The 20,500-nt window shown below is 62.9% G+C and carries 16 protein-coding genes and 1 pseudogene; 9 read left to right on the forward strand and 8 right to left on the reverse strand.

Annotated features, from left to right (window positions below; genetic code table 11):
• Positions 1-38: 38 nt before the first annotated feature.
• The 6 genes and pseudogenes from H2LOC_RS00905 to H2LOC_RS00930 all read left to right on the forward strand — a co-directional run bounded on the left by H2LOC_RS00905 (position 39) and on the right by H2LOC_RS00930 (position 8,481).
• A complete protein-coding gene (locus H2LOC_RS00905) occupies positions 39-1,877 on the forward strand; it encodes a nickel-dependent hydrogenase large subunit (RefSeq protein ID WP_136494676.1) in 1,839 nt (612 codons plus the stop codon).
• Positions 1,878-1,892: 15 nt separating this feature from the next.
• Positions 1,893-2,615, forward strand: coding sequence for a Ni/Fe-hydrogenase, b-type cytochrome subunit (cybH, locus tag H2LOC_RS00910; RefSeq protein ID WP_136494677.1), 723 nt, complete (start codon positions 1,893-1,895; stop codon positions 2,613-2,615).
• Positions 2,616-2,618: 3 nt separating this feature from the next.
• Positions 2,619-3,209 (forward strand): HyaD/HybD family hydrogenase maturation endopeptidase, encoded by a 591-nt coding sequence (locus H2LOC_RS00915; protein WP_136494678.1) that lies wholly within the window; start codon positions 2,619-2,621, stop codon positions 3,207-3,209.
• Between the two features lie 235 nt (positions 3,210-3,444).
• The gene (hypC, locus tag H2LOC_RS00920; RefSeq protein ID WP_136494679.1) at positions 3,445-3,741 is read left to right on the forward strand and encodes a HypC/HybG/HupF family hydrogenase formation chaperone; all 297 of its coding nucleotides are present in this window, start codon (positions 3,445-3,447) and stop codon (positions 3,739-3,741) included.
• A 200-nt stretch (positions 3,742-3,941) separates the two neighbouring features.
• Positions 3,942-4,495, forward strand: a pseudogene (locus tag H2LOC_RS00925) (chemotaxis protein CheB).
• 251 nt (positions 4,496-4,746) lie between these two features.
• On the forward strand, positions 4,747-8,481 hold the full coding sequence (locus tag H2LOC_RS00930) for a chemotaxis protein CheB (protein ID WP_136494680.1): 3,735 nt from the start codon (positions 4,747-4,749) through the stop codon (positions 8,479-8,481).
• 76 nt (positions 8,482-8,557) lie between these two features.
• On the opposite strand, the gene H2LOC_RS00935 is transcribed toward H2LOC_RS00930, so the two are convergent.
• The 6 genes from H2LOC_RS00935 to H2LOC_RS00960 form a co-directional block, all read right to left on the reverse strand.
• On the reverse strand, positions 8,558-9,001 hold the full coding sequence (locus tag H2LOC_RS00935; RefSeq protein ID WP_136494681.1) for a hypothetical protein: 444 nt from the start codon (positions 8,999-9,001) through the stop codon (positions 8,558-8,560).
• A gap of 259 nt (positions 9,002-9,260) precedes the next feature.
• Positions 9,261-9,848 (reverse strand): transglutaminase-like domain-containing protein, encoded by a 588-nt coding sequence (locus tag H2LOC_RS00940; RefSeq protein WP_136494682.1) that lies wholly within the window; start codon positions 9,846-9,848, stop codon positions 9,261-9,263.
• 37 nt (positions 9,849-9,885) lie between these two features.
• Positions 9,886-11,142, reverse strand: a complete 1,257-nt coding sequence (locus H2LOC_RS00945; RefSeq protein WP_162009672.1) for a sensor domain-containing diguanylate cyclase — start codon at positions 11,140-11,142, stop codon at positions 9,886-9,888.
• 162 nt (positions 11,143-11,304) lie between these two features.
• Entirely contained in the window at positions 11,305-12,222 is a 918-nt protein-coding gene (locus H2LOC_RS00950) for an efflux RND transporter periplasmic adaptor subunit (RefSeq protein WP_136494684.1), read from the reverse strand.
• Positions 12,219-12,428 (reverse strand): DUF1656 domain-containing protein, encoded by a 210-nt coding sequence (locus H2LOC_RS00955; protein ID WP_136494685.1) that lies wholly within the window; start codon positions 12,426-12,428, stop codon positions 12,219-12,221. The genes H2LOC_RS00950 and H2LOC_RS00955 overlap by 4 nt, the downstream gene beginning before the upstream one ends.
• Complete coding sequence (locus H2LOC_RS00960) at positions 12,412-14,421, reverse strand: FUSC family protein (RefSeq protein ID WP_162009673.1); 2,010 nt, start codon at positions 14,419-14,421, stop codon at positions 12,412-12,414. The genes H2LOC_RS00955 and H2LOC_RS00960 overlap by 17 nt, the downstream gene beginning before the upstream one ends.
• 107 nt (positions 14,422-14,528) lie before the next feature.
• Between H2LOC_RS00960 and H2LOC_RS00965 the strand changes: the two genes are divergently transcribed.
• Together H2LOC_RS00965 and H2LOC_RS00970 are read left to right on the forward strand one after the other, a co-directional pair.
• The gene (locus H2LOC_RS00965; RefSeq protein ID WP_136494687.1) at positions 14,529-15,194 is read left to right on the forward strand and encodes a TetR/AcrR family transcriptional regulator; all 666 of its coding nucleotides are present in this window, start codon (positions 14,529-14,531) and stop codon (positions 15,192-15,194) included.
• Positions 15,195-15,211: 17 nt separating this feature from the next.
• The gene (locus H2LOC_RS00970) at positions 15,212-16,645 is read left to right on the forward strand and encodes an anion transporter (protein ID WP_136494688.1); all 1,434 of its coding nucleotides are present in this window, start codon (positions 15,212-15,214) and stop codon (positions 16,643-16,645) included.
• Between the two features lie 127 nt (positions 16,646-16,772).
• Here H2LOC_RS00970 and eutB read toward each other — a convergent pair whose 3' ends face one another.
• A complete protein-coding gene (gene eutB / locus H2LOC_RS00975; protein WP_246206928.1) occupies positions 16,773-19,085 on the reverse strand; it encodes an ethanolamine ammonia-lyase subunit EutB in 2,313 nt (770 codons plus the stop codon).
• Between the two features lie 38 nt (positions 19,086-19,123).
• Here eutB and H2LOC_RS00980 point away from each other — a divergent pair, with 38 nt between their 5' ends.
• Positions 19,124-19,741 carry a glutathione S-transferase family protein gene (locus tag H2LOC_RS00980; protein WP_136494689.1) on the forward strand — a complete coding sequence of 206 codons (618 nt, stop codon included), beginning with the start codon at positions 19,124-19,126 and terminating at the stop codon, positions 19,739-19,741.
• Between the two features lie 242 nt (positions 19,742-19,983).
• On the opposite strand, the gene H2LOC_RS00985 is transcribed toward H2LOC_RS00980, so the two are convergent.
• Positions 19,984-20,373: a hypothetical protein gene (locus H2LOC_RS00985; RefSeq protein WP_136494690.1), complete on the reverse strand. Its 390-nt coding sequence runs from the start codon at positions 20,371-20,373 to the stop codon at positions 19,984-19,986.
• Between the last annotated feature and the right edge of the window lie 127 nt (positions 20,374-20,500).

The raw sequence follows: 20,500 nt of genomic DNA on the forward strand, positions 1-20,500 counted from the left end.
ATCGCTCGGCCTGACGCCGCCCATTCAGGACAATGAAAATGACGCAGCAGAGCACTTCACAGGATCAAGCGGCTCCGGCCGCCGGCGCGGGCGTCCAGACGCCCAACGGCTTCAAGCTCGACAACAGCGGCAAGCGCATCGTGGTGGACCCCGTAACGCGCATCGAAGGTCACTTGCGCGTCGAGGTGAACGTCGATTCCGACAATGTCATCCGCAACGCGGTTTCGACCGGGACCATGTGGCGTGGCATCGAAGTCATCCTCAAGAATCGCGACCCGCGCGACGCCTGGGCCTTCACGGAACGGATATGCGGCGTCTGCACCGGCACGCATGCGCTCACTTCGGTGCGCGCAGTGGAAGACGCGCTGGGCATCACGATCCCGGACAACGCCAACTCCATCCGCAACATCATGCAGCTCACGCTGCAGACGCACGACCATCTCGTGCATTTCTATCATCTGCACGCGCTGGACTGGGTGGATGTGGTCTCGGCGCTTTCCGCCGATCCCAAGGAGACCTCGGCGCTGGCGCAGTCCATTTCCAGCTGGCCGCTGTCGTCGCCCGGCTATTTCAAGGACCTGCAGACCCGCCTGAAGAAATTCGTCGAATCGGGCCAGCTCGGTCCCTTCAAGAACGGCTATTGGGGCAGCAAGGCCTATAGACTGCCGCCGGAAGCCAATCTGATGGCGGTCGCGCATTATCTGGAGGCGCTCGACTTCCAGAAGGAGATCGTGAAGATCCACACGATCTTCGGCGGCAAGAATCCCCATCCCAACTGGCTGGTCGGCGGCGTGCCCTGCGCGATCAACATCGACGGGACCGGCGCGGTCGGCGCGATCAACATCGAGCGGCTCAATCTGGTCAAGAGCATCATCGACCAGACCATCGAGTTCATAGACAAGGTCTATATTCCCGACGTGATGGCGATAGGGTCCTTCTACAAGGACTGGCTCTACGGCGGCGGCCTTTCCGGCAAATCGGTGCTGTCCTATGGCGACGTGCCCGAGCGCGCCAACGACTATAGCGACAAGAGCCTGCTTCTGCCGCGCGGAGCCATCATCAACGGAAACCTCAGCGAGGTTCATCCCGTCGATCACCGCGATTCTCACGAGATCCAGGAATTCGTCACCCACTCCTGGTACAAATACGGCGACGAGACCAAGGGGCTGCATCCCTGGGACGGCGTCACCGATCCGCATTTCGAGCTGGGGCCCAACGCCAAAGGCACCAAGACCAACATCGTCGAGCTCGACGAAAGCGGCAAATATTCCTGGATCAAGGCGCCGCGCTGGCGCGGCCATGCGATGGAAGTCGGCCCGCTCGCCCGCTGGGTCATCGGCTATGCGCAGGGCAAGCCGGAGTTCAAGGAGCCGGTCGAAAAGGTTCTGCACGACCTCGGCTTGCCGGTGTCGGCGCTGTTCTCGACCCTCGGCCGCACCGCCGCCCGCGCGCTCGAGGCGCAATGGGCCGCCTATCAGGAGCGCCATTTCTTCGAAAAGCTGATGGCCAACATCAAGGCCGGCGACCTGTCGACCGCGAATGTCGACAAATGGGAGCCGCAGCACTGGCCCAAGGAGACCAAGGGCGTCGGCTTCACCGAGGCGCCTCGCGGCGCGCTGGCCCACTGGATCAAGATCAAGGACGGCAAGATCGACAATTACCAGTGCGTCGTGCCGACGACCTGGAACGGCTCGCCGCGCGATCCGGCCGGCAACATCGGCGCCTTCGAGGCTTCGCTGATGGATACGCCGATGGTCGATCCCGCCCAGCCGCTCGAAATCCTGCGGACCCTGCATTCGTTCGATCCCTGTCTCGCCTGCTCGACCCATGTCATGAGCGAGGATGGACAGGAAATGACGCGAGTGCAGGTGCGCTAGGGGAGGGAGGGCGTCATGACCGACATTTCACGCATTGTCGAGGTCGCCGATCCGCATGGCGAGAAGACCATCGCTCGTCCGACCGTCTATGTCTATGAAGCGCCCGTGCGCCTGTGGCATTGGATCAACGCCCTGGCTATCGTCGTGCTCGCGGTGACCGGCTATCTGATTGCTTCGCCCCCGCCGACGGTGACGGGCGAAGCTTCCCAGCATTTCATAATGGGCTACATCCGCTTCGCTCATTTCAGCGCAGGCCAGATCATGGCGGTCGGCTTTTTGCTGCGCCTCTACTGGGCTTTTGTCGGAAACGAACACGCCAAGCAAATCTTCTTCGTGCCCGTTTGGCGCGCATCGTTCTGGAGCGAACTGGCCCATGAAATCCGGTGGTACGCCTTCCTGGAAAAACAGCCGCTGAAATATGTCGGCCACAATCCGCTGGCCCAGACTGCGATGTTCTCCATGTTCACCGTCGCCGGCCTGTTCATGATCGTGACGGGCTTCGCCCTGTATTCCGAGGGCGAGGGCCGCGACAGCTGGCAGTACAAATTGTTCGGCTGGGTGTTCTCGATCTGGCCGAATTCGCAGGACGTCCACACCTGGCACCACCTCGGAATGTGGGTGATCGTCACTTTCGTGATCGTCCATATCTACGCTGCGGTGCGCGAGGACATCATGTCGCGCCAGAGCATCATCTCCTCGATGATCTCTGGCGAACGCCACTTCAAAGGCGGGAACTGACTAGTGGCGCGTCGCTCGCTCATCCTCGGGATCGGCAATATTCTCTGGGGCGACGAAGGCTTCGGCGTGCGTGCGGTGGAGGAGTTCCACCGCCGCTACGACGTAACGGGCGATGTCACGGTGCTCGACGGAGGCACGCAGGGGCTCTATCTCGTGCAGTTCGTGCGCGAGGCGGACGACCTCATCGTTTTCGACGCCATCGACTACGGCCTGACGCCGGGCACGCTGAAAATCGTGCGTGACGAGGAAGTTCCCAAATTTACCGGCTCGAAGAAAATGAGCCTGCATCAGACGGGCTTCCAGGAAGTGCTGAGCGCCGCCGATCTGCTTGGCGATTATCCGCAGCGTCTGGCGCTGATCGGCTGCCAGCCGCTCGACCTCGAAAACTGGGGCGGTCCGTTGACGGCGCCGGTGCGCGGCGCCATCGACCTCGCGGTCGAGGCGGCGAGCGGTTTGCTGAACGAGTGGGGTTTCGCCTGTGCGCCGAGGGTCCAGCCTCTCTCGCCGCGGGAGGGGCTGCTCCGCCACGACATCGATCGGCTGGGATATGAACGCAGCCTGGACAGCGACGCCGCTATCGAACGAAGAGGCTGATGAAACGGGCGTAGGGCGCTATGAAGGGAAGAACCTGGGAACGTGGTGCTCCCCATCCCTCCCCCTTGCGGGGAGGGCGTAGCGCGTAGCGCGACGGGTGGGGGATAAATGCAGCAATTGCAACAGAAAGCCACCCCACCCCGCCGCTTCGCGGCGACCCTCCCCCTCTAGGGGAGGGTTAAGAGCGCCGTCTGCCTGAGCTAGACGCCTTTGCTATTTGGGGGTCATCCAATAAATGTGCATCGGCGTCCCGATGAAGGTGCTCGAGAGCGACGAGTTTTCGGCCCTGTGCGAGAGCGAGGGAGAGAGGCTGAGGGTTTCGACGCTGCTGGTCGGCCCGCAGCCGCCCGGTGCGCATGTGCTCGTGCATCTGGGCAGCGCCGTCCGGGTGCTCGACGATCATGAGGCGGCGCTGATAAGCTCGGCGCTTGCGGGCCTCGGCGCCGCCATGGGCGGGCAGGGCTTCGAGAGGCATTTCGCGGATCTCATCGATCGCGAGCCGCAGTTGCCGGACCATCTGAAGCGAAACTGAAGGCGCTCCCGCGCGAATGAACGGCATCGCGTCGTCCTCGCGAGGAGACCCGCGACGCGGCGATCCTGGGTGTTGGGGGTTGAGGATCGCCTTCCGCTTCGCTCGTGGCCGTGATGGGGCCTGATCGACCAGCCTCGGATTGTCGCAGGCTTGGGCGTGTCCTGTCCGGAACTTCCGGGGGCCATGCTGGTTGATCCCTGATGGGCCCCATCATCGTCATTGCAGCTTCGTCGGGCGGCTTCGATCCGCTGAAAAGCCTCGTCGCGGCTATTTCTCGCGACTGCGGAGCCTCCGTATTCATCGTCCTTCACATCGGAAACACCCCAGCGATCTGGCGACCATCCTTTCCCGGTCGAGCGGGCTCGAAGTGTCTTTCGCCGAAGACGGCGAAGCCATCTCGCCAAATCACGTCTATGTAGCTCCGCCGGATCGTCACATGGTTATCGAGCCCGGGCGGGTTCATCTGCACCCCGGACCCAAGGTCCACTACACCAGGCCGGCCGCCGATCCGCTGTTCATCTCCGCCGCCGAGGCTTATGGGGAGCGGGTCATCGGCGTGGTTCTCAGCGGGGGCGACAAGGATGGCGCCGAGGGCCTGAAATCCATCAAAGCCCACGGCGGGCGAACCATCGTCCAGACGCCGGAGGAAGCCCTCGATCCGTCGATGCCTCTGACGGCGCTGATCACGGACACGCCGGACTTCTGCCTGTCACTAGAACAAATCGTAAAAATCATGGAATTGTGCGGGCCGTAACGGGGACGGCGGAAAAACCAGAATAGCCATTGTGTTATCTCCCCGATCCGACGCCCGAGAACGTGCTGCAGTCCAAACTTTAGATTGGAGCTAAATGCGCCCCTTGGGGTCGCCCCAGGTCTCGGACGACCGGCCCGAAGGGAAGGTCCTTGTGCTACCCAGTTGAATTTTCCCTTTTTCGGCGAAGTACTTATATTGGGGGTGAAAGCCAGTTCGACATTTCGCCCCGCCATCGCCCCAGGAGCGCCGTTTTGACCGATCCCGCCGATCACGCTTTCCATACCCCGGTATGCGCGCTCGGGGGCTCGGCGGGAAGCGTCGCCGCGCTTCAGAGTTTCTTTTCCAGGATCGAGGACGATCTTGGCCTCGCCTATGTCGTCATCGTGCATCTGGCCCCGGATCAGCCCAGCGCGCTGGGGGAAATTCTGGCGACGCGCACCCGGATGCCGGTGGAAACCGTCACAAATCAGATTCGTCTTCAGCCCAATCGCATCTACATCATTTCGCCAAACCGCGAGCTGGTGATCCAAGGCGATGATCTTGCGGTGCGGCCTTTCACCGAACCGCGCGGCCGGCGTTCTCCGATAGACGTATTCTTCCGTTCAATCGCTACCGCGAGGGGCGAAGGCGTGGCTGTCGTGCTCAGCGGCTCCGGTTCCGACGGAGCGCTGGGCGTCCGAGCCATAAAGGAGGCCGGAGGGGTTATTTTTGTTCAAGACCCTGAAGAAGCCGAATATCCCATGATGCCGCAGAGCGCCATCGAGACGGGCGCCGTCGATTTCGTTGCTCCGATCGAGAGTCTGGTGAAGCACATCGCCGACGTTGCGCGCAGCAAGGAAGCCATGCGCAGCATGGAAGGAGAGGAAACGGAACGAGAGCTACGCCAGATCATCGCTCATCTTCGGCGGCGCACGGGGCATGACTTTTCCAATTACAAGCGCCCGACCATCCTGCGCCGCCTTTCGAGGCGTATGCAGGTGACACAGCAGATAAACCTCGGCGCCTATACTCGTTTTCTCCAGGCCAATGCAGACGAGGCGAAGGAACTCTTCAGCGATCTGCTGATCTCGGTCACGTCGTTTTTTCGGGACAAGGCCGCATTCGCCGCGCTCGCCGAGAAGGCGATTTCGCCGCTTTTCGATCAGCTCAACGGAGACGCGCCGATCCGCGTCTGGGTGGTGGGGTGCGCGAGCGGCGAAGAGGCCTATAGCATTGGGATGCTGCTTCTGGAGGAGGCGAGCCGGCGCGGCGTGCATCCCTCCATTCAGATTTTCGCCAGCGACATCGACGAGGCCGCGCTCGCCACGGCGCGCGAGGGGCGCTATCCGAAGGCGATCGAATCCGACCTGACGGAAGAGCGGCTGCGCCGCTTCTTCATCGAGGACGGCGTGAATTACCGGGTGAGGAAAGAACTCCGCGACCTCGTGCTCTTTTCGCTGCACAGCGCGCTGAAGGACCCGCCTTTCATCAGGCTCGATCTGATTTCCTGCCGCAATCTGCTGATCTATCTGCAGCGCGAGCTTCAGCGACAATTATGCAGCCTGTTCCATTATGCCCTCAAGCCGGGCGGCTTTCTTTTTCTCGGATCGGCTGAAGCGGTCGACGCTACCTCTTTTTTCCGGCCGCTCGATCGCGAGGCCCGGATTTTCGCGCCTGTCTTTCAGGCGGACAAGGTTCCGCCGCTTCTGCCTGAGCTCATGACGGACCACCGGTTTCAGCAATTTGTTCCCAAGGGCGTCGTTTCGTCCGGACAGGTCGTCGCAGTCGGCCATGCGCATTCTTTGGCGCTTGAGCACCACGCGCCGCCCAGCGTCCTTGTGGATAGCGCACACCGTATCCTCCATCTCTCCCCTAACGCAGGGTTCTTCTTCAGGCCGACGGAAGGACCATACAGCCCCGAACTGACCTCCCAGGTGCGGCCGGAACTGCGCGTGGATCTGAAGCTCGCCTTGCAGCGCGCCTTCGATACCGGCGAATCCACCCTGACCATGCCTATTCCCGTGGGCTTCAACGGAGGCCGCAGGCTGGTGTCCTTGAATGTCTCGCCAGTGGCGGCGAAGGAAGGCGAAGGCCTGGCGCAGGCGATCGTTCTCTTCCTCGACGCAGGCAAGACGCCGGCGGCCGGCGAGCCGCCCAGGGACGAGGACATAAACCAGGAGGAGGTGGCGCGCTTGCGCAAGGAGCTTGCCGTCGCCCAGGAGCGCGTCAGCGCCAGCAGCAAGGAGCATGAGCTGGCGACGCAGGAGTTGCGCGCGGTAAACGAAGAACTGCAGTCGATCAACGAAGAGTATCGCTCCACCGCCGAGGAGCTCGAGACCAGCAAGGAAGAGCTTCAGTCGATGAACGAGGAGCTTCAGACCGTCAACAGCGAGCTCAAGAGCAAGCTGGAGACGATCTCCTCCGCGCATAACGACCTGCAAAACCTGATGGCGACGAACGAAATCGGCACGTTGTTTCTGGATGCAGACCTGAAAATCAAATTATTCACCCCGGCGGTCACCAATTATTTCAACATCACCACCGCCGACATTGGCCGCGTCATAACCGATTTCACCAACCGGCTGGCCTATGCCGATCTGGAGGCGGACGTCGCCTCGGTGCTCAAGACCTTGCTGCCGATCGAGCGCGAGCTTTCGACCAACAGCGGCCGCTGGCTCTCCATGGGGCTGCGCCCTTATAAGACGATGGACGGCCGCATCGAGGGCGTCGTCATGTCGCTCACCGACATCACCAACCGCAAGACCGCCGAGCAAGGGCTGAGCAAGGAACTGCAGACGATGCAGCGCCTCCAGCTCTTGAGCACCAAGATCGCCGAAAGCGAAGAGCTGAGCGGGCCGCTCGCCGCCGTGCTGGACGCGCTCATCGCGCTCATCGACTCCGATTTCGGCGTCATCCAATTATACGACGAGAAGACCAAAAAGCTGCAGATCCTGGTGCAGCGCGGGTTCGAAGAACGGTTCCTGCAGTATTTCGCGACGGTCGACGCCGCGTCGGGCTCCGTCTGCGGCCTCGCCTTGCGCGCCTTGCATCAGGTTATCGTCTCCGACATAGAAAAGGAGCCCGCCGTCGCGGCCATGCGTGAAGAAGCGCGGGTTGCGGGCTATCGGGCGGTGGTGTCCACGCCGCTGGTCGCGACCGGCGGCAAGCTGGTCGGCATGATATCCGCGCATTTCCGGGCGCCGCATGAGCTGTCGAAACGCGACTTGCGCCTGATCGACATTTGCGCGCGGCAGGCCGCCGATTCCATCCATGTGTATCAATTGCAGCAGGCGCTGCGGAACGCCAACCAGCGCAAGAACGAATTTCTGGCGATCGTCGCGCATGAATTGCGCAATCCGCTGGCGTCGATCGGCAGCTCCCTCGCGGTGCTGAAACGGATCGGCTCCATGGAAGGGGACGCCAAGCGGGCGCGCGAGATCATCGAGAGGCAGATCCAGCATCTCACGCGCCTCGCCGGCGACCTGCTGGATATCTCGCGCATCACGCGCGGGACGGTCGAACTGCGGCTGCAGACCGTCGACCTCAACGAGGTCGTGCGCCACGCGCTCGAGACCTGCGAACCGCTGGTAAAAACCAATGGCCACAAGCTCCAGACTTCGTTTTTTCCGATGAAGCTGTCGGTCACCGGCGATCCTGTCCGCCTGGCCCAGGTCTTCGGCAATCTTCTCGACAACGCCGCCAAATACACGCCGAAAGGCGGGAAAATCGAGGTTTCGACCGGCGTGGACGGCGATTTCGCGGTGGCGAGCGTCTGCGACAACGGCGTCGGCATCCCGGCCGAAACGCTGCCGCGGATATTCGACCTCTTCGTTCATCTCCCGCAGGAAGAAGCCGCGAAGCAGTCCGGGATAGGCGTGGGACTGGCGCTCGCCCGCAGTCTCGTCGCCCTTCACAAGGGAACGATCGCGGCCTCCAGCGACGGCCTCGGCAAGGGAAGCAAATTCACCGTTCGGCTCCCCCTGGTGAAAGAGGCTGCTCCCGATTGACGAAGGGCCGAGGGGCTTCTCCGCAGCGTGTTCGGGCGCGAGCCTGTGCGGCCCGAACCGCGGCGGAGGCAGTTGGTCACTTCAAGCCGATCACCACGCCGTCCGCGCCCAGAGACAGGGCCAGGCCGCGACGCTGCGTCTTCAGGCGCATGACGACCCCCTTGTCGTTCTGGAGCCAAAGCGCACCTTTGCCATTGTCTCCGAGCGCCCATCCCCTGCGGATCTGGATATAGGCTCCCGGGAAATCTTCGAGGCGCTGGAGGCCGTAGACTTCGCCCGAAGCCTTGAGCTCCGAGGCTCCGATGCCCCCGACGCCGAGGCCTCCGACCGTAATCGGATAGGTCTTGCCGCGGTAGCTCAGGCTCCCGCCGCCGAGCGCTCCCGAACCGATGAAGGCGACCTGCAACTGCTTGATGGAGACGCGGCCCGACGGGGCGCTATTGGGACGCTCCTGGGCCAGCGCCGGTTGAGCGAGCAGAAAACAGGCCGCGACGGCCATTGCGATACGCTTGAAGATCATAACGCCCCCCTTGCAGATGGTTCCTTGCAGCCCGGCTCGGCATGCGCTCGAAAAGCGCCGGCTCCGGACTCCCTGGCGCGCCTTCCGCTCGAATGGAATCGTTCGAGCGATAAGAAATCGCGCAAAATCAATATGTTGGAGTGCATTCTTGTCGCAAAAGTCTGCCAAATTTTGCGGAATGCGCTCTAGATCCTGATGTTTCGGCTCGACGACCGGCGCGCCCGTGGTTTCTCAACTTTAGATCATGACGTCGGCGTAGCTACAAGGGGCGAAGCCGGACGTCCGGCAGATTGCGGTAAACGGCTTCATCGCTTTCGGCGCTTTCGAGCACGCTTAGGACATCGGCGAGGGGCGCCGCCCATACGCCGGGCAGATCCCGCTCGCCCGGATCGTTGAGCGAATAGGCGAGACGCTCGCGCGGGGGATCGAAACGCGCGTCGATCCCCGGCTTGTTTCCCCTGGCGTCGAGCCTCACCCAGCCATGGTTTTTGAGAAAGGCGGCGTTCAGCCCGTGAAGGCAATAGGGCGGGCCGGCATCCCCCATGCAGAGCCATTGGTAGCACAGGCCCGCCGGAATCCGGTTGGCACGCAGCAGCGCGGCGAGAAGATGGCTCTTGGCGTAACAGAAGCCCGTGCGCTCGAGAAGAACTTCCGAGGCCTTGCAGGTGGGGCGTCCCTCGCGCCTGACATCCCAGCTATGGGCGATCTCGTCTCGCACGAAGGCGAAAGCCCGGCGAACCAACGCGGTTTCGTCGCCGACGCCTTCGGCGAGGCGCGCGGCCGTCTCCGCCACCGCGGGATGGTCGAAGTCGATATATCGGCTTTGGGAAAGAAACAGGTTTTGCATGAGATGAGCCCGTCGCGCGCCGTTCGAGCGATGGTTTTCAAGGGTCCGCATCGGCCGTGACGACCTGGTTTCGGCCGTTTCCCTTGGCGCGATAGAGGGCCTCGTCCGCAGCCTCGATCAGATCGATGGGAAACCGCCTTTGGCCCCCGGCGGTCGCTGCGCCGAAACTGGCGGAAACCGTGCGCGGCGCCCCGCCGAGATCGAAGGCGGATTCGCAAATGGCCTGACGGAAGCGTTCCGCCGCCTTGTTCAGCCCGTCCGGCGTCACGTTTTTCATCACGATCAGGAACTCCTCGCCGCCATAGCGTCCGAGCTGGTCCTCTTCCCGCAGAACGCCGGTCAGGCGGCGGGTGAACTCCTTCAGCGCGGCGTCGCCGGCGGTGTGCCCCAGCGTGTCGTTGATCGCCTTGAAGTGATCGATGTCCGCCATGATCACTCCGGTCGTTCTGCCGCTTTTGCCGACCTCCTGGAGCGCGTGTTCCAGCGTCGTCCAGATGGCGCCGCGATTGAGCACTCCCGTCAGCGCGTCATGGCTCGCCGCCTGCTCGAGCTTTTGGCTTTCCCGCACCAGCTCGACATTGCGGTCGAGCACCTGTTCGTAGATGCGGCTTTTCTCGATGACGATGGAGACCTGACTGGCGATCTGCCGAAAAACAGCCTGATGGACGTCCTGATAGGTGTTCTTCTGTCCGCTGGTGAAGAAAAGAAACCCGATCGGGCGTCCCTCGACGAGGAGCGGGCAGGTCAGGTTGGAGCGACCGCCCTCGGCGACGATCTGGCGCGTGGAGGCGGATTTGGGCTTTGAGCCCAGATAGGCCTCGAGATCGTTTATTATGCGCGGCTCGCCGGTTTTCAGCATATTTTCCAGGCTGCTGTTCTTCATGGGGCAGGCGAAGCCCGTCCCGACGACGACCGGGCCCAGGTTGGAACGCGCCCAATGCGAGGTGAGCGTCTGACCGTCGGCCGAAAGGAACGCGCATCCAATGCGGTCATAGGGGATGACTCCGGCGAATCCGTCGAATATTCGATTGAGCACGTCCTCGATCAGGACGCCCTGTTCGACGAGTTGCACCAGATTGAAAAGCTGGCGCGTCTCACGTTCGCGGCGGCCGAGCATATCGGCGAGGAGCTGGAGTTCGCAGCCGAGTTTCGCGAGCGGATCGGCTCCGTCCAAGGGCAGGGAAGGGACAGGCCTTCCGTTCCGCAATTCCCTGATCCATCTTGCGTATTTCTCAACGGAGTCCTCGCGATCCGCGTCTTCCGGCTGATCCGTGCCGCCTGCCGTCGTAGACACCCGCGCCTCGCCTGTTTGAATTGCGCCAGGAAAGCTCGCGCCGGGCATATATGCCGAGCGCCAGCAAAATCAAAGAACGGCGCAGTCTTAGCGGACAAGGGTTGACGAGCCTTGAACGATCCTGGATCCCGGGCGGCGGCCTCTGATCCGCCTCCAGATCCGTCATCGCAGGGAAAACAGGGCGAAAACCGGCCGGGCTCCGCTCTCCGGCCGAATGACCACGGTCGCGGTGCGGCCGGCCACGAGACGAATATCCGGGTTGTCGCGGTCGAGGGCGATCCGGACCGGGATGCGCTGCGCGAGCCGGACCCAGTTGAACGTGGGATTCACATTGGCCATGAGATTGGCCCCGCTGGTTCTCTCGCGATCCTCGATGCCCCCGGCTATGCTTTCGACATGGCCATGAAGGTCCTGGCTTTCCCCCATGAGATGCACGGCGGCGCGGTCGCCGATCTGAATCATCGGTAGCTTGGTTTCCTCGAAATAGCCGTCGACGTGAAGGCTGTCCTCGTCGACCAGAGCGGCGACGCCCTTGCCGGCGGTCACATAGGTCCCCGGCCGCAGCTCGAAGTTCGTCATCTGGCCGTTGACCGAGGCGCGCACCTCGGAACGCTCCAGATTGAGGCGCGCAGTGTCCCTTTCGACGATGGCCTGCTCATAAGCCGCGCGGGCCTGAGCCTGCTGGCCGCCCACATTTTCCAGCTGCTGCTTGGAAACCGCGATATTGTTCTTTGCGTCGAGGGCGCGATAACGCACGAGATCCTTGGAGGCGACATCGAGCGTGGCGGCCCGTCCGGCGAGCGTCGCTTCCGCATGTTTCAGCGCGAGCTCGAAGCGATCCCTGTCGATGCGAAAGAGTATATCGCCTTTTTTCACCCTCTGATTGTCTGCGACCAGCACCTGCGTGACGAGTCCAGAGACGTCGGGCGCGACAGAAACCACTTCCGCGCGCACGCGCCCGTCGCGCGTCCAGGGTTCGTTTTCGTAATAGTTCCAGAGGCCCCAGCCGAAATAGGCGGCCGCGGCGGTCGCGGCCGCGGTGGAGGCGAGACCAAGAAAGCGCGCGATTATCGTCCTCATAGCGAGGCTCCCGAGAAATAATGAAGGGTGACGGCGAGCAGGCAGACGAAGACGGCCGCGTTGAACAGGCCGCGGCTCCACACGAAGCGATAGAGACCCGCAAAGCCGAGCGACAGCCTGACCGCCGAAGCGAGGGCGTAGGCGACGGGCGCGCATATGAGCAGCGCCGGCGCATAGAGTCCGAAGAAGCTAATTTCCGGATACAATGTTTCTCTCCAGGGAGTTGAGCAGCGCCGGGGCGGCTTCGGGGAAAAGGCAGCGGCGCAGGCTGGAAAGCGCGAGAAGCGCAGGCCTGTCGTCGTCGTCGTCGGGCCGCAACGCCGCGATGGCGCGGTTCAGGGCCTCCAGCGACTTCACGCCGGGCGAGACATGGCGCCGATAATTTCGCTGCAGGCGCAGCAAGGCGGCGTCGAGCCGGCGCCGGCGCCTGTCGGTGAGGGGCGCCCGCGCCCTGCGCGCTTCGACCATGTTCAGGCCGGCCCGCAACTGCCGCATGGCTTCGGGCAGTTCCTCGTCGGTCCCTTCCACGATGGGCGCCAGCAGCGACAGGCGGTCGAACATCAGCCCCATGACATGGGCGTCGTCGCGGCGGTTTCCGACGTCGGCGACCACGGCCAGGCTGCGCTCATTGGCGTGAAGAAACTGCTCCGCCCGCCGTTTGGCTCCGGCCCGGCGCAAGATGGCGGTCGTGACGGTCGCCAGCGTCATGCCTGCGACTATGGCGAAGCCGGTGTTCAGGAAAGCCTCGGCGTCGACGTCATAGGCCCGCTGCAGCGCCATGGTGGTGGGCATGATGATGCCGAGCGCCACGCCGATGACGAAGGTCCTCGGCTCCGCGATCAGCAGTCCGAAGAGGAGCAGGGCCGGAGCCAGAGCTAGCGCCAGCGTCTCGAAACTGTGCACATTGGGCAGAACGGCGAAGACATAGACGCCGGAAACCGCGACCCCGACGGCGCTCCAGAAGGCGAATTTCGCCATGGGAGGCGCGGGATCGTCCTGCGTGGCGAAGAGGCTGGCGGCTACGGCGGCCATCATCGCCGCCGCCGCGCCGTCCGGCCAGCTCGTCAGAATCCAATAGGAACAGCACAGGACGAGAGCGATGAAGAGCGTGGCCGCGGCGCCCAGCGCGCGACCATGTTCTTCGTAACGAACCCTGTCGGCGCTCGCCTCCATGCGGAAGTTCAGCCGCGGGCTTTCGGACGCAGCCTCGCCGGCGAGGGCGCGTGCGAGCGCGTCCTGATCCGATATCAGCGCCATGAGATCGCGCAATCGCATGGCGAGACTGAGCTCGGCCAGGACCCGCCAGGAAAGGATGGGGCCGAATTCGGCGACGAAGGCGTCGGCTGCGTGCAGCGTCGAGGCGTAGGCGTCGGCCTCCTTGCTGGCGAGCGCACGCTCCGCTTCTTCGATCAAGGACGCCATCTTTGGAGACGGACCGCCGAGAGCCTCGACTTCCGCCATGAGGTCGCCGATCGCGGAAATCTCCGGCAAGGTCATCAGCACGCGGGGAACGAGCCGCTGCACCAGGGGAAGGATGTCCCGCTCCGAGGTAGTCTCGAAGGGCAGATGCGCGGCGACGTTTTCGATTTTCGCGGTGTCGGCGGCGAGCCGCAGCCAGTGCGCCTGCCTCGCGTCGGGGTCGACGCGGCGCGCGGCGTCCTGCGCGGCCGTCCTTGCGTCCTCGAGCCAAAGCGCGACGTTTTCCGCCACGACCGGGCCGACGCTGCGGGGAAAGACGAGACTCGAGATCAGGCTGGCGCAGAAAATCCCGACGAGGATTTCCTCCGTGCGCGAAAGCGCGAGGTCGAATATCTGGGCGGGCGACTCCACCGCGGGGAAGCCGATGATCGCGGTGGTGTATCCCGCCAGCATGAAGGCGTATCCGCGCGGGCTTCGATCCAGGATCGAAAAATAAAGGCAGAGAGCGCACCACAGCGCGACGGCCAGGACCAGAACCGGCGGCGCGTTGACGAGGTTGGGAATCAGGACCACGGCCATGGCGGCCCCGGCGAGAGTGCCGATGACTCGAAAAAAGGCCTTCGAGCGGGTTGCGCCGGTCAGCGGCTGCGACGCGATATAGACCGTCGCAAGCGCCCAATAGGGCCTCGGCAGGTCGAGCCAGAAAGCGATCGCCAGCGCAAGCATGCCGGCCAGAAACGCCTTGAAGGAGAAAAGCCAATGCTCGATGCGTGGCGGCACTGCTGAAACCTCGAAAGGGGGGAGGCTGCGGCGGACCGTGTCCTCCGCCTGTTGATTTTTTAAAAATGACCACGTAGTCATTTTATGTCAAGGGAGAAAGCGCAATTATGAAAACGGCAGGGGAAACGGCCGGCGAAACCGGCGAAACCGCGCCTCGGCGACAAAGAACGAGAGCGCCGAGCCCGGAAAAGACCGCCCAGACCAGGCGGGCGATCATCTCCGCCGCGCTCGCCGAGTTCCTGGAGAGAGGTTTCGCCAACGCCACCATGGATGCGGTGGCGAGGCGCGCCGGCGTCGCCAAGGGCACTCCCTATCGTTACTTCCCCACCAAGGAGGCCTTGTTCGAGGGCGTGGTGAGGCAGGAAATCGCCGGGGCGCTCGTCGACGTGAACTCCGCAAACCGAGCCCCAGGCGAGTATGTAGGAGCCTTTTTGAGACGAACCATGCTGCCGGCGATGCGGGTGGTGGAGACGCAGGGCCGGGGCGCCATCGCGCGACTGGTGCTGACGGAAGGCGTGCGATTTCCGGTTCTGGTGGAAATCTATCGGCGGGAAATGTTCGATCCTTTGCTGAATCAGCTAAAAGAGCTGGTGCGCAAAGCGCGGGAAGAAGGCGAACTCAAATCCGATACCGTCGTGGAGCATCCGGAGCTGCTGATTGCGCCGATCTGGTATGGGATCATCCACAATGGTCTTCTTGACCGCTCGCAACCGCTCGACATCGGCGATCTGTTCGAGGCCCATCTCGATCTTTTATTCGGCCGGCGAGCATAGCGGAGACGATTGAAAAAATGGCGTCTCCGGGCGTTGAATCTCCTTTCGGCGAAAAGACCCATGACGACAGGGGCGGCCTCGTCTCTGCGCTGGGCGCGGCCGCGATCGTCGCCTTCTGCGCAATTGCAGCGACGGGCGCGCTGACGCTGATCGGCAAGCTGGCTCTGTGGGCCGCCGAGGCCCTGCGCAGTCCGCAATTTCAAATCTTCGAAAGAATCCTCTCGCGCGACAACGGGGCCGCGCCGGCCGCAGTAGCGGTTTTCGTCGCGACCTATGTCGTCGTCGCCATCGGCAAGCTTCCCGGTTTTCATCTCGATCGCGCCGGGGCGGCGCTGCTCGGCGCCAGCCTGATGGTGGCGTTCAATGTCCTTTCGCTCGATGAGGCCTATCGCGCCATCGATCTCGACGCGCTGACGCTGCTGCTCGGCATGATGATCGTCGTCGCCAACTTGCGCCTTTCCGGCTTCTTCCGGCTCGCCAGCAATTTCTTCGTCGCGCGCGCGCGGCGCCCGCTCATGCTGCTGCTCGCCATCATCGCGATTTCCGGCTGCTTTTCGGCCTTTCTCGTCAACGACACGATCTGCCTCGTGATGACGCCGCTGACGCTCGATCTCGTCCGCAGGCTCAAACGCAATGCGACGCCTTATCTGCTCGCGATTGCGATGGCCTCCAATATCGGCAGCGTCGCGACCATAACCGGCAATCCCCAGAACATGATCATCGGGAGTTTTTCAAACATCTCTTATGGCGCCTTCGCCGCGGCGCTGTGGCCGGTGGCGGCGATCGGCCTCATCGTGACCGCGGTCGTGATCGCCCTCGCTTATCCGCGCGAGTTCCTGACCCGCGAAACCCTGCTGCGGCCGCCGGTCCGCCCGGTACGCAACCATCGTGCGCTGGCGATAAAATCGGTTCTGGTGACATTCGTCATGATGGCGCTGTTCTTCGCCGGTCAGCCTGTCGCCAAGGTCGCGATCGTCGGCGGCGCGGCGCTTCTCTTTACGCGGAGCGTGAAGGCTGAAAAGGTCTATCGCGAGATCGACTGGCCTCTGCTGCTCATGTTCGCGGGGCTGTTCATCGTCGTCGCCGGATTGGAGAAGGCGGCGCTGACGCCGCAGGCGGTCGCGACGCTCGGCCGCTTCGACATCGACAGCGTTCCGCTGCTTTCGGCCGTCACCGCCGGTCTTTCCAACCTCGTCAGCAATGTGCCGGCGGTTCTGGTGCTGAAGCCGTTTCTCGCCCATGCCGCCGATCCGCAACGCGCCTGGCTCGTCGTCGCGATGGCGTCCACGCTGGCGGGCAATTTCACGCTGGTAGGCTCGGTCGCCAATCTGATCGTCGCACAACGGGCTCAGGCGGAAGGGATAGTTTTGAGCTTCTGGACCTATTTCAAGGTCGGCGCGCCTTTGACGCTTCTGACCATAGCCTTGGGGGTGTGGCAGCTGGGGAGCTGAGTTTTTTCCGGGGAATGTCATCGCGAGCGTAGCGAAGCGATCCAGAGCCGACGCAATCCCTCTGGATTGCCGCGTCGCTACGCTCCTCGCAATGACGGCGCGAAGCCGCTTCATTCCGGCTCCCGTATTACTGGGCTTTGGCCTTTTGCAATAACTCCTCCAGCCGGTTTCCCCCGGCGCGATGATGCAGCATTTGTTCGACGCGCTCGGCGATAAGGCCCGCTGCGCGAACCGGCGGCGTCCCCAGCTCATAGATGTTGGAGAGAACCGTATATTCGTAGCGGCTCGCATTGGCGCCGCGCTCCCCGCCCGACAGCCGACAGGCCAGATAGGCGGACAGGCTCCTCGACGATGCGGCGTCGCCGCCCGGCCGCTCGCCGATCAGCATGACGACGATCCTCGGCTTTAAGGCTTCGCCGATGGCCTCGGCGAGCTTGACGCGCCCATTGGGCGCGAGCAGCGGCGTTCCCACGCTGGCGCCGAGACGCGACAGCGAGTCGATCAAAGCGGGCAACAGCGCCGGGATGTTGTGATGAACCGCCTCGGCGCTCAAACCGTCCGAAACCACGATTTGCACGTCGCAGCCGTCAGGCGTCAGCGTGTGCAAGGAGTCGATGTCGAGAAAGGCCCCGAGTTTCGGATCGCCCAGATGCTGGGATTTCGTTTCGGCCCGGGTCCGAACCGGCCGCATCGGCATTGGCCCGAGCTTTTCCGCCGACAGTTCCGCATAGATCGCTTCCCGCGCCACGGCGATATTGGCGCGGGTTTTTCTCGATACGGCATTGGAAGGCCTGGGGCCGGCGTTGTCCCACCCGTAGGCGGCCGGCAGCTTTTTTCGCAGTTGCTCCAATTCGCAGAAAATGCCTGGATTGCCCCAGTTCGGACCCCTTCGGAGCCGCCCCTTGTCGTCCCGGTCGAATATGCCGCGCTCGATCGCCCATGAGGTGAATTCGGGCGCCGGCTCGCGCGCGAAAATCTCGCGCAAGGTCTGATCGTCGTGCGACGAGGTATCGAAATAGGCGAGCATCCGATCGACGCTAAGATAGACGTCCATGAAATAATTGGCGCCTGCCGCGGTCAGGAGTTCCGTCGCGATCTGCTGGCCTTCCGGCGTGATTTCGGAGTGCAGCGTGTAGCACGGGGCCATGCCCATCGGCAGCCCGAGCAGCTTGCCCATAAAATGGTCCTGCAGGTTCGACAGGATCATCTCCATATTGCTGCGATGGGTCTCGGGGCCAATGAAGCCGGTGACATTGTTGACCATGAAGGGGTCGTAACGCCGCGCCAGCGTATAGCAGAGCGCCTCTGCGGTCGTCATGTCGATCCCGTCGTGCTTGCCATAGCTCAATTCGCTGCCCTGGCCGGTTTCGAAATACATGAACTGCCTGGCGACGCCTTTCAGCGCGCCGCTTTCCGCCATGGCGCGATAGCAGCGATCCAGAAGTTCTATGTCGCAGTCGAATTCCTCGGTGAGCGTGCGCTGCGTGCCGGCGAGGCTCTGAAACATGATTTCGACAGGCGCGTTATTCTCGAGACAGGCGAGTTGGGTGCGGATGTGGGAGAGAACGCAGATTTGCGTGGGGGCGCCGGCTTCGCGTCGCAGCCGGTCGATGTGACGGAGCAGGGCGCTGGTGTTCTCGATCGTATCGAGCGCCGGGTTTATCCCGATCAAAGCATCTCCGGCGCCGAGGCTCAATCCGGCATAGACGAGCAGGCTTATCGCGGCGAGGTCATCGGTCGCATGGTTGGGCTGCAGGCGCGAAGACAGCCGGCCCGGCAGGCCGATCGTGGTTCGGGCGGTCGTCGACGTCGCGATCTTCCGGCTCGCGTAAACCAGCTCGTGCACATCCATGATCTTGGCGATCCCCGCGACCATGACGGCGGTGAGGCCGCGCCCGAACCGTGCGATCTCCTCCTCGGCGCCGCCGAGAATGAAATCCTTGGCCGCGCCGACGGTCATTCTGGCGTTGCGCCCGAAGACCTCCAGATCGATGTCGTAGCTGACCTGCATGATATCGTCGACGCGGCCGTCGTCGTTTGTGAGCGGCGCGTCGTAGATCTCCTGGAGCGTCAGAGCGGAAAGAATTGCGCGCGCCGCCTCGCGTTCGATTTCGCTTTTCGCGGCAAGGCCCGCCAAGCGGTCGCCCGCCTTGTCGAAATCGGCGGCGCCGAGGAGGCGTTTGAGGCCCGTGAACGCAAACGGCCTGTCGAAGAGCGCAATCTCATAGCTTTTGTCCGGCTTGGCGGGCGGCACATAAATATCCGAAAGCGCCTTGAGAGCCGGCATGGCGGTTTCCGTTATTTTTTCAGAGCAAGGCTTCTGCCTGGTGAGCCAATTAGAGCGCTCGCGCGGCTTTGGAACGCCCGCCTGCGAGTGGGGCGTCAGCCACGCGGCGGCGATGCGGTCGCGCGCGGCGGTTTCGCATCGGGCCTGCGCCATATATGGCGCCTCGTATCCCACGCATTTGGAGAGAGGCCATGCTCAAGCTCTATTATTATCCCGGCGCCTGTTCCCTGGCGCCTCATCTTCTTCTCGAATGGATCGGCGCGCCCTATGAACTGACCCGCGTGAAACTGGGTGATCCGGCCTATAACGCCATCAACCCGGCCGGAGCGGTGCCGGCGCTCGACACCGGCGAGGGGTGGATCCTGACCCAGGCAGGAGCCGTTCTCCAATACCTGGCGCGCCGCTTTCCCGAGGCCAAACTGGGCGGCGACGGCTCGCCGCGGGAAGAGGCCGAACTCGATCGCTGGTCGCATTTCATTACCGGCGATTTGCACCCGGCTTTTTTTCCGCTGTTCTCGCCGCAGCGTTACACGACATCGCAGGACAAAGCCGCGCAGGAGGCGGTGAAATCTGCGGCGCAATTGCTGGCCGCTAAAAAGCTCGATCTCATCGAGGCGCATCTTGCGGGAAAGGATAACATGTTCGGCGAGCGCCTCAGTTTCCTGGACGCCTATGTCGTGCCGATGTTTCGCTGGGCTCAGGCGATGTTGCCTGAAAAGCTCGACCGCCATCCGAACTGCAAGACATTGCTGGAGCGCTTGCAGGCCGATCCGGCGGCAAAGAAGGCGCTTGCCGACGAAGGGCTGTAAATGGAGCCGTCATCGGTGGGGAAGCCGGGCGGCGATGCGCCCGGCTCAGTTTGTTTACAAACTCCTGATGCGGCCTCGTCTTTCGAGACGCGAGCAACGCTCGCTTCTCAAGATGAGGCCCAAGGCGCCGCAAAAAGAGGTCCTTCGTGCTGAGGAGCCTGCGAAGCAGGCGTCTCGAAGCACGAACGGCTATCTCGCGATTACGCCGGCAATCCGAACCCGGCCGCTCCTGGCGTTTGGCGTCAACCAATCGCGTGCATCGCCAGGGCATAGGCGATCCAGACGAAGCCGACCGAGGAAACGACGAAGCTCAAGGCAGTGTAGACCCGCCACAGCGGCTTGTCCCAGAAATTGGTGTCGAACGCGGCGATGGTGAAGACGGTGGGATTGGAGAAGCCTCCGACCGCGACGCACCAGCAGGCGATCACCGGCAACTCAACGCCGGAGCCGTAAAACCCCACGCCGAACAAGGCCATCAGCGCATAGTCGACATGGGCGCGGATCATGGTCTTGTAATCGATGACGAAACGATCCACGGCGTCGATCTTGAACCATTTTGCGAATGTCATCAGCCATGCCGTCGTGATCAGCGCGAAAATGCAGGCGGCAGAACCGATCAACAGGATCTTCATTGTATTTGTCCCCATCCTCTGGATTGATGAGGCGATTCAATTTCATGGGGCGCGGTTTGACGCCCTGGCAATTGGCCCGCCCGCCTTTGGGCAATTTGCCCATCCGCGGGGCGATCGACCCTGTTAT

The sequence above is a fragment of the Methylocystis heyeri genome, assembly GCF_004802635.2.
In the GTDB taxonomy this organism is placed as follows: Bacteria; Pseudomonadota; Alphaproteobacteria; order Rhizobiales; family Beijerinckiaceae; genus Methylocystis; species Methylocystis heyeri.

Excerpts from the sequence above, each read along its gene's own strand:
- H2LOC_RS00940 (WP_136494682.1), bottom strand. The coding sequence starts at position 9,848 with ATGCAAAACCTGTTTCTTTCCCAAAGCCGATATATCGACTTCGACCAT.
- H2LOC_RS00950 (WP_136494684.1), bottom strand. The coding sequence starts at position 12,222 with ATGAGGACGATAATCGCGCGCTTTCTTGGTCTCGCCTCCACCGCGGCC.
- hypC (WP_136494679.1), top strand. The coding sequence starts at position 3,445 with ATGTGCATCGGCGTCCCGATGAAGGTGCTCGAGAGCGACGAGTTTTCG.
- H2LOC_RS00905 (WP_136494676.1), top strand. The coding sequence starts at position 39 with ATGACGCAGCAGAGCACTTCACAGGATCAAGCGGCTCCGGCCGCCGGC.
- H2LOC_RS00980 (WP_136494689.1), top strand. The coding sequence starts at position 19,124 with ATGCTCAAGCTCTATTATTATCCCGGCGCCTGTTCCCTGGCGCCTCAT.
- H2LOC_RS00970 (WP_136494688.1), top strand. The coding sequence starts at position 15,212 with ATGGCGTCTCCGGGCGTTGAATCTCCTTTCGGCGAAAAGACCCATGAC.
- eutB (WP_246206928.1), bottom strand. The coding sequence starts at position 19,085 with ATGGCGCAGGCCCGATGCGAAACCGCCGCGCGCGACCGCATCGCCGCC.
- cybH (WP_136494677.1), top strand. The coding sequence starts at position 1,893 with ATGACCGACATTTCACGCATTGTCGAGGTCGCCGATCCGCATGGCGAG.
- H2LOC_RS00985 (WP_136494690.1), bottom strand. The coding sequence starts at position 20,373 with ATGAAGATCCTGTTGATCGGTTCTGCCGCCTGCATTTTCGCGCTGATC.
- H2LOC_RS00965 (WP_136494687.1), top strand. The coding sequence starts at position 14,529 with ATGAAAACGGCAGGGGAAACGGCCGGCGAAACCGGCGAAACCGCGCCT.
- H2LOC_RS00935 (WP_136494681.1), bottom strand. The coding sequence starts at position 9,001 with ATGATCTTCAAGCGTATCGCAATGGCCGTCGCGGCCTGTTTTCTGCTC.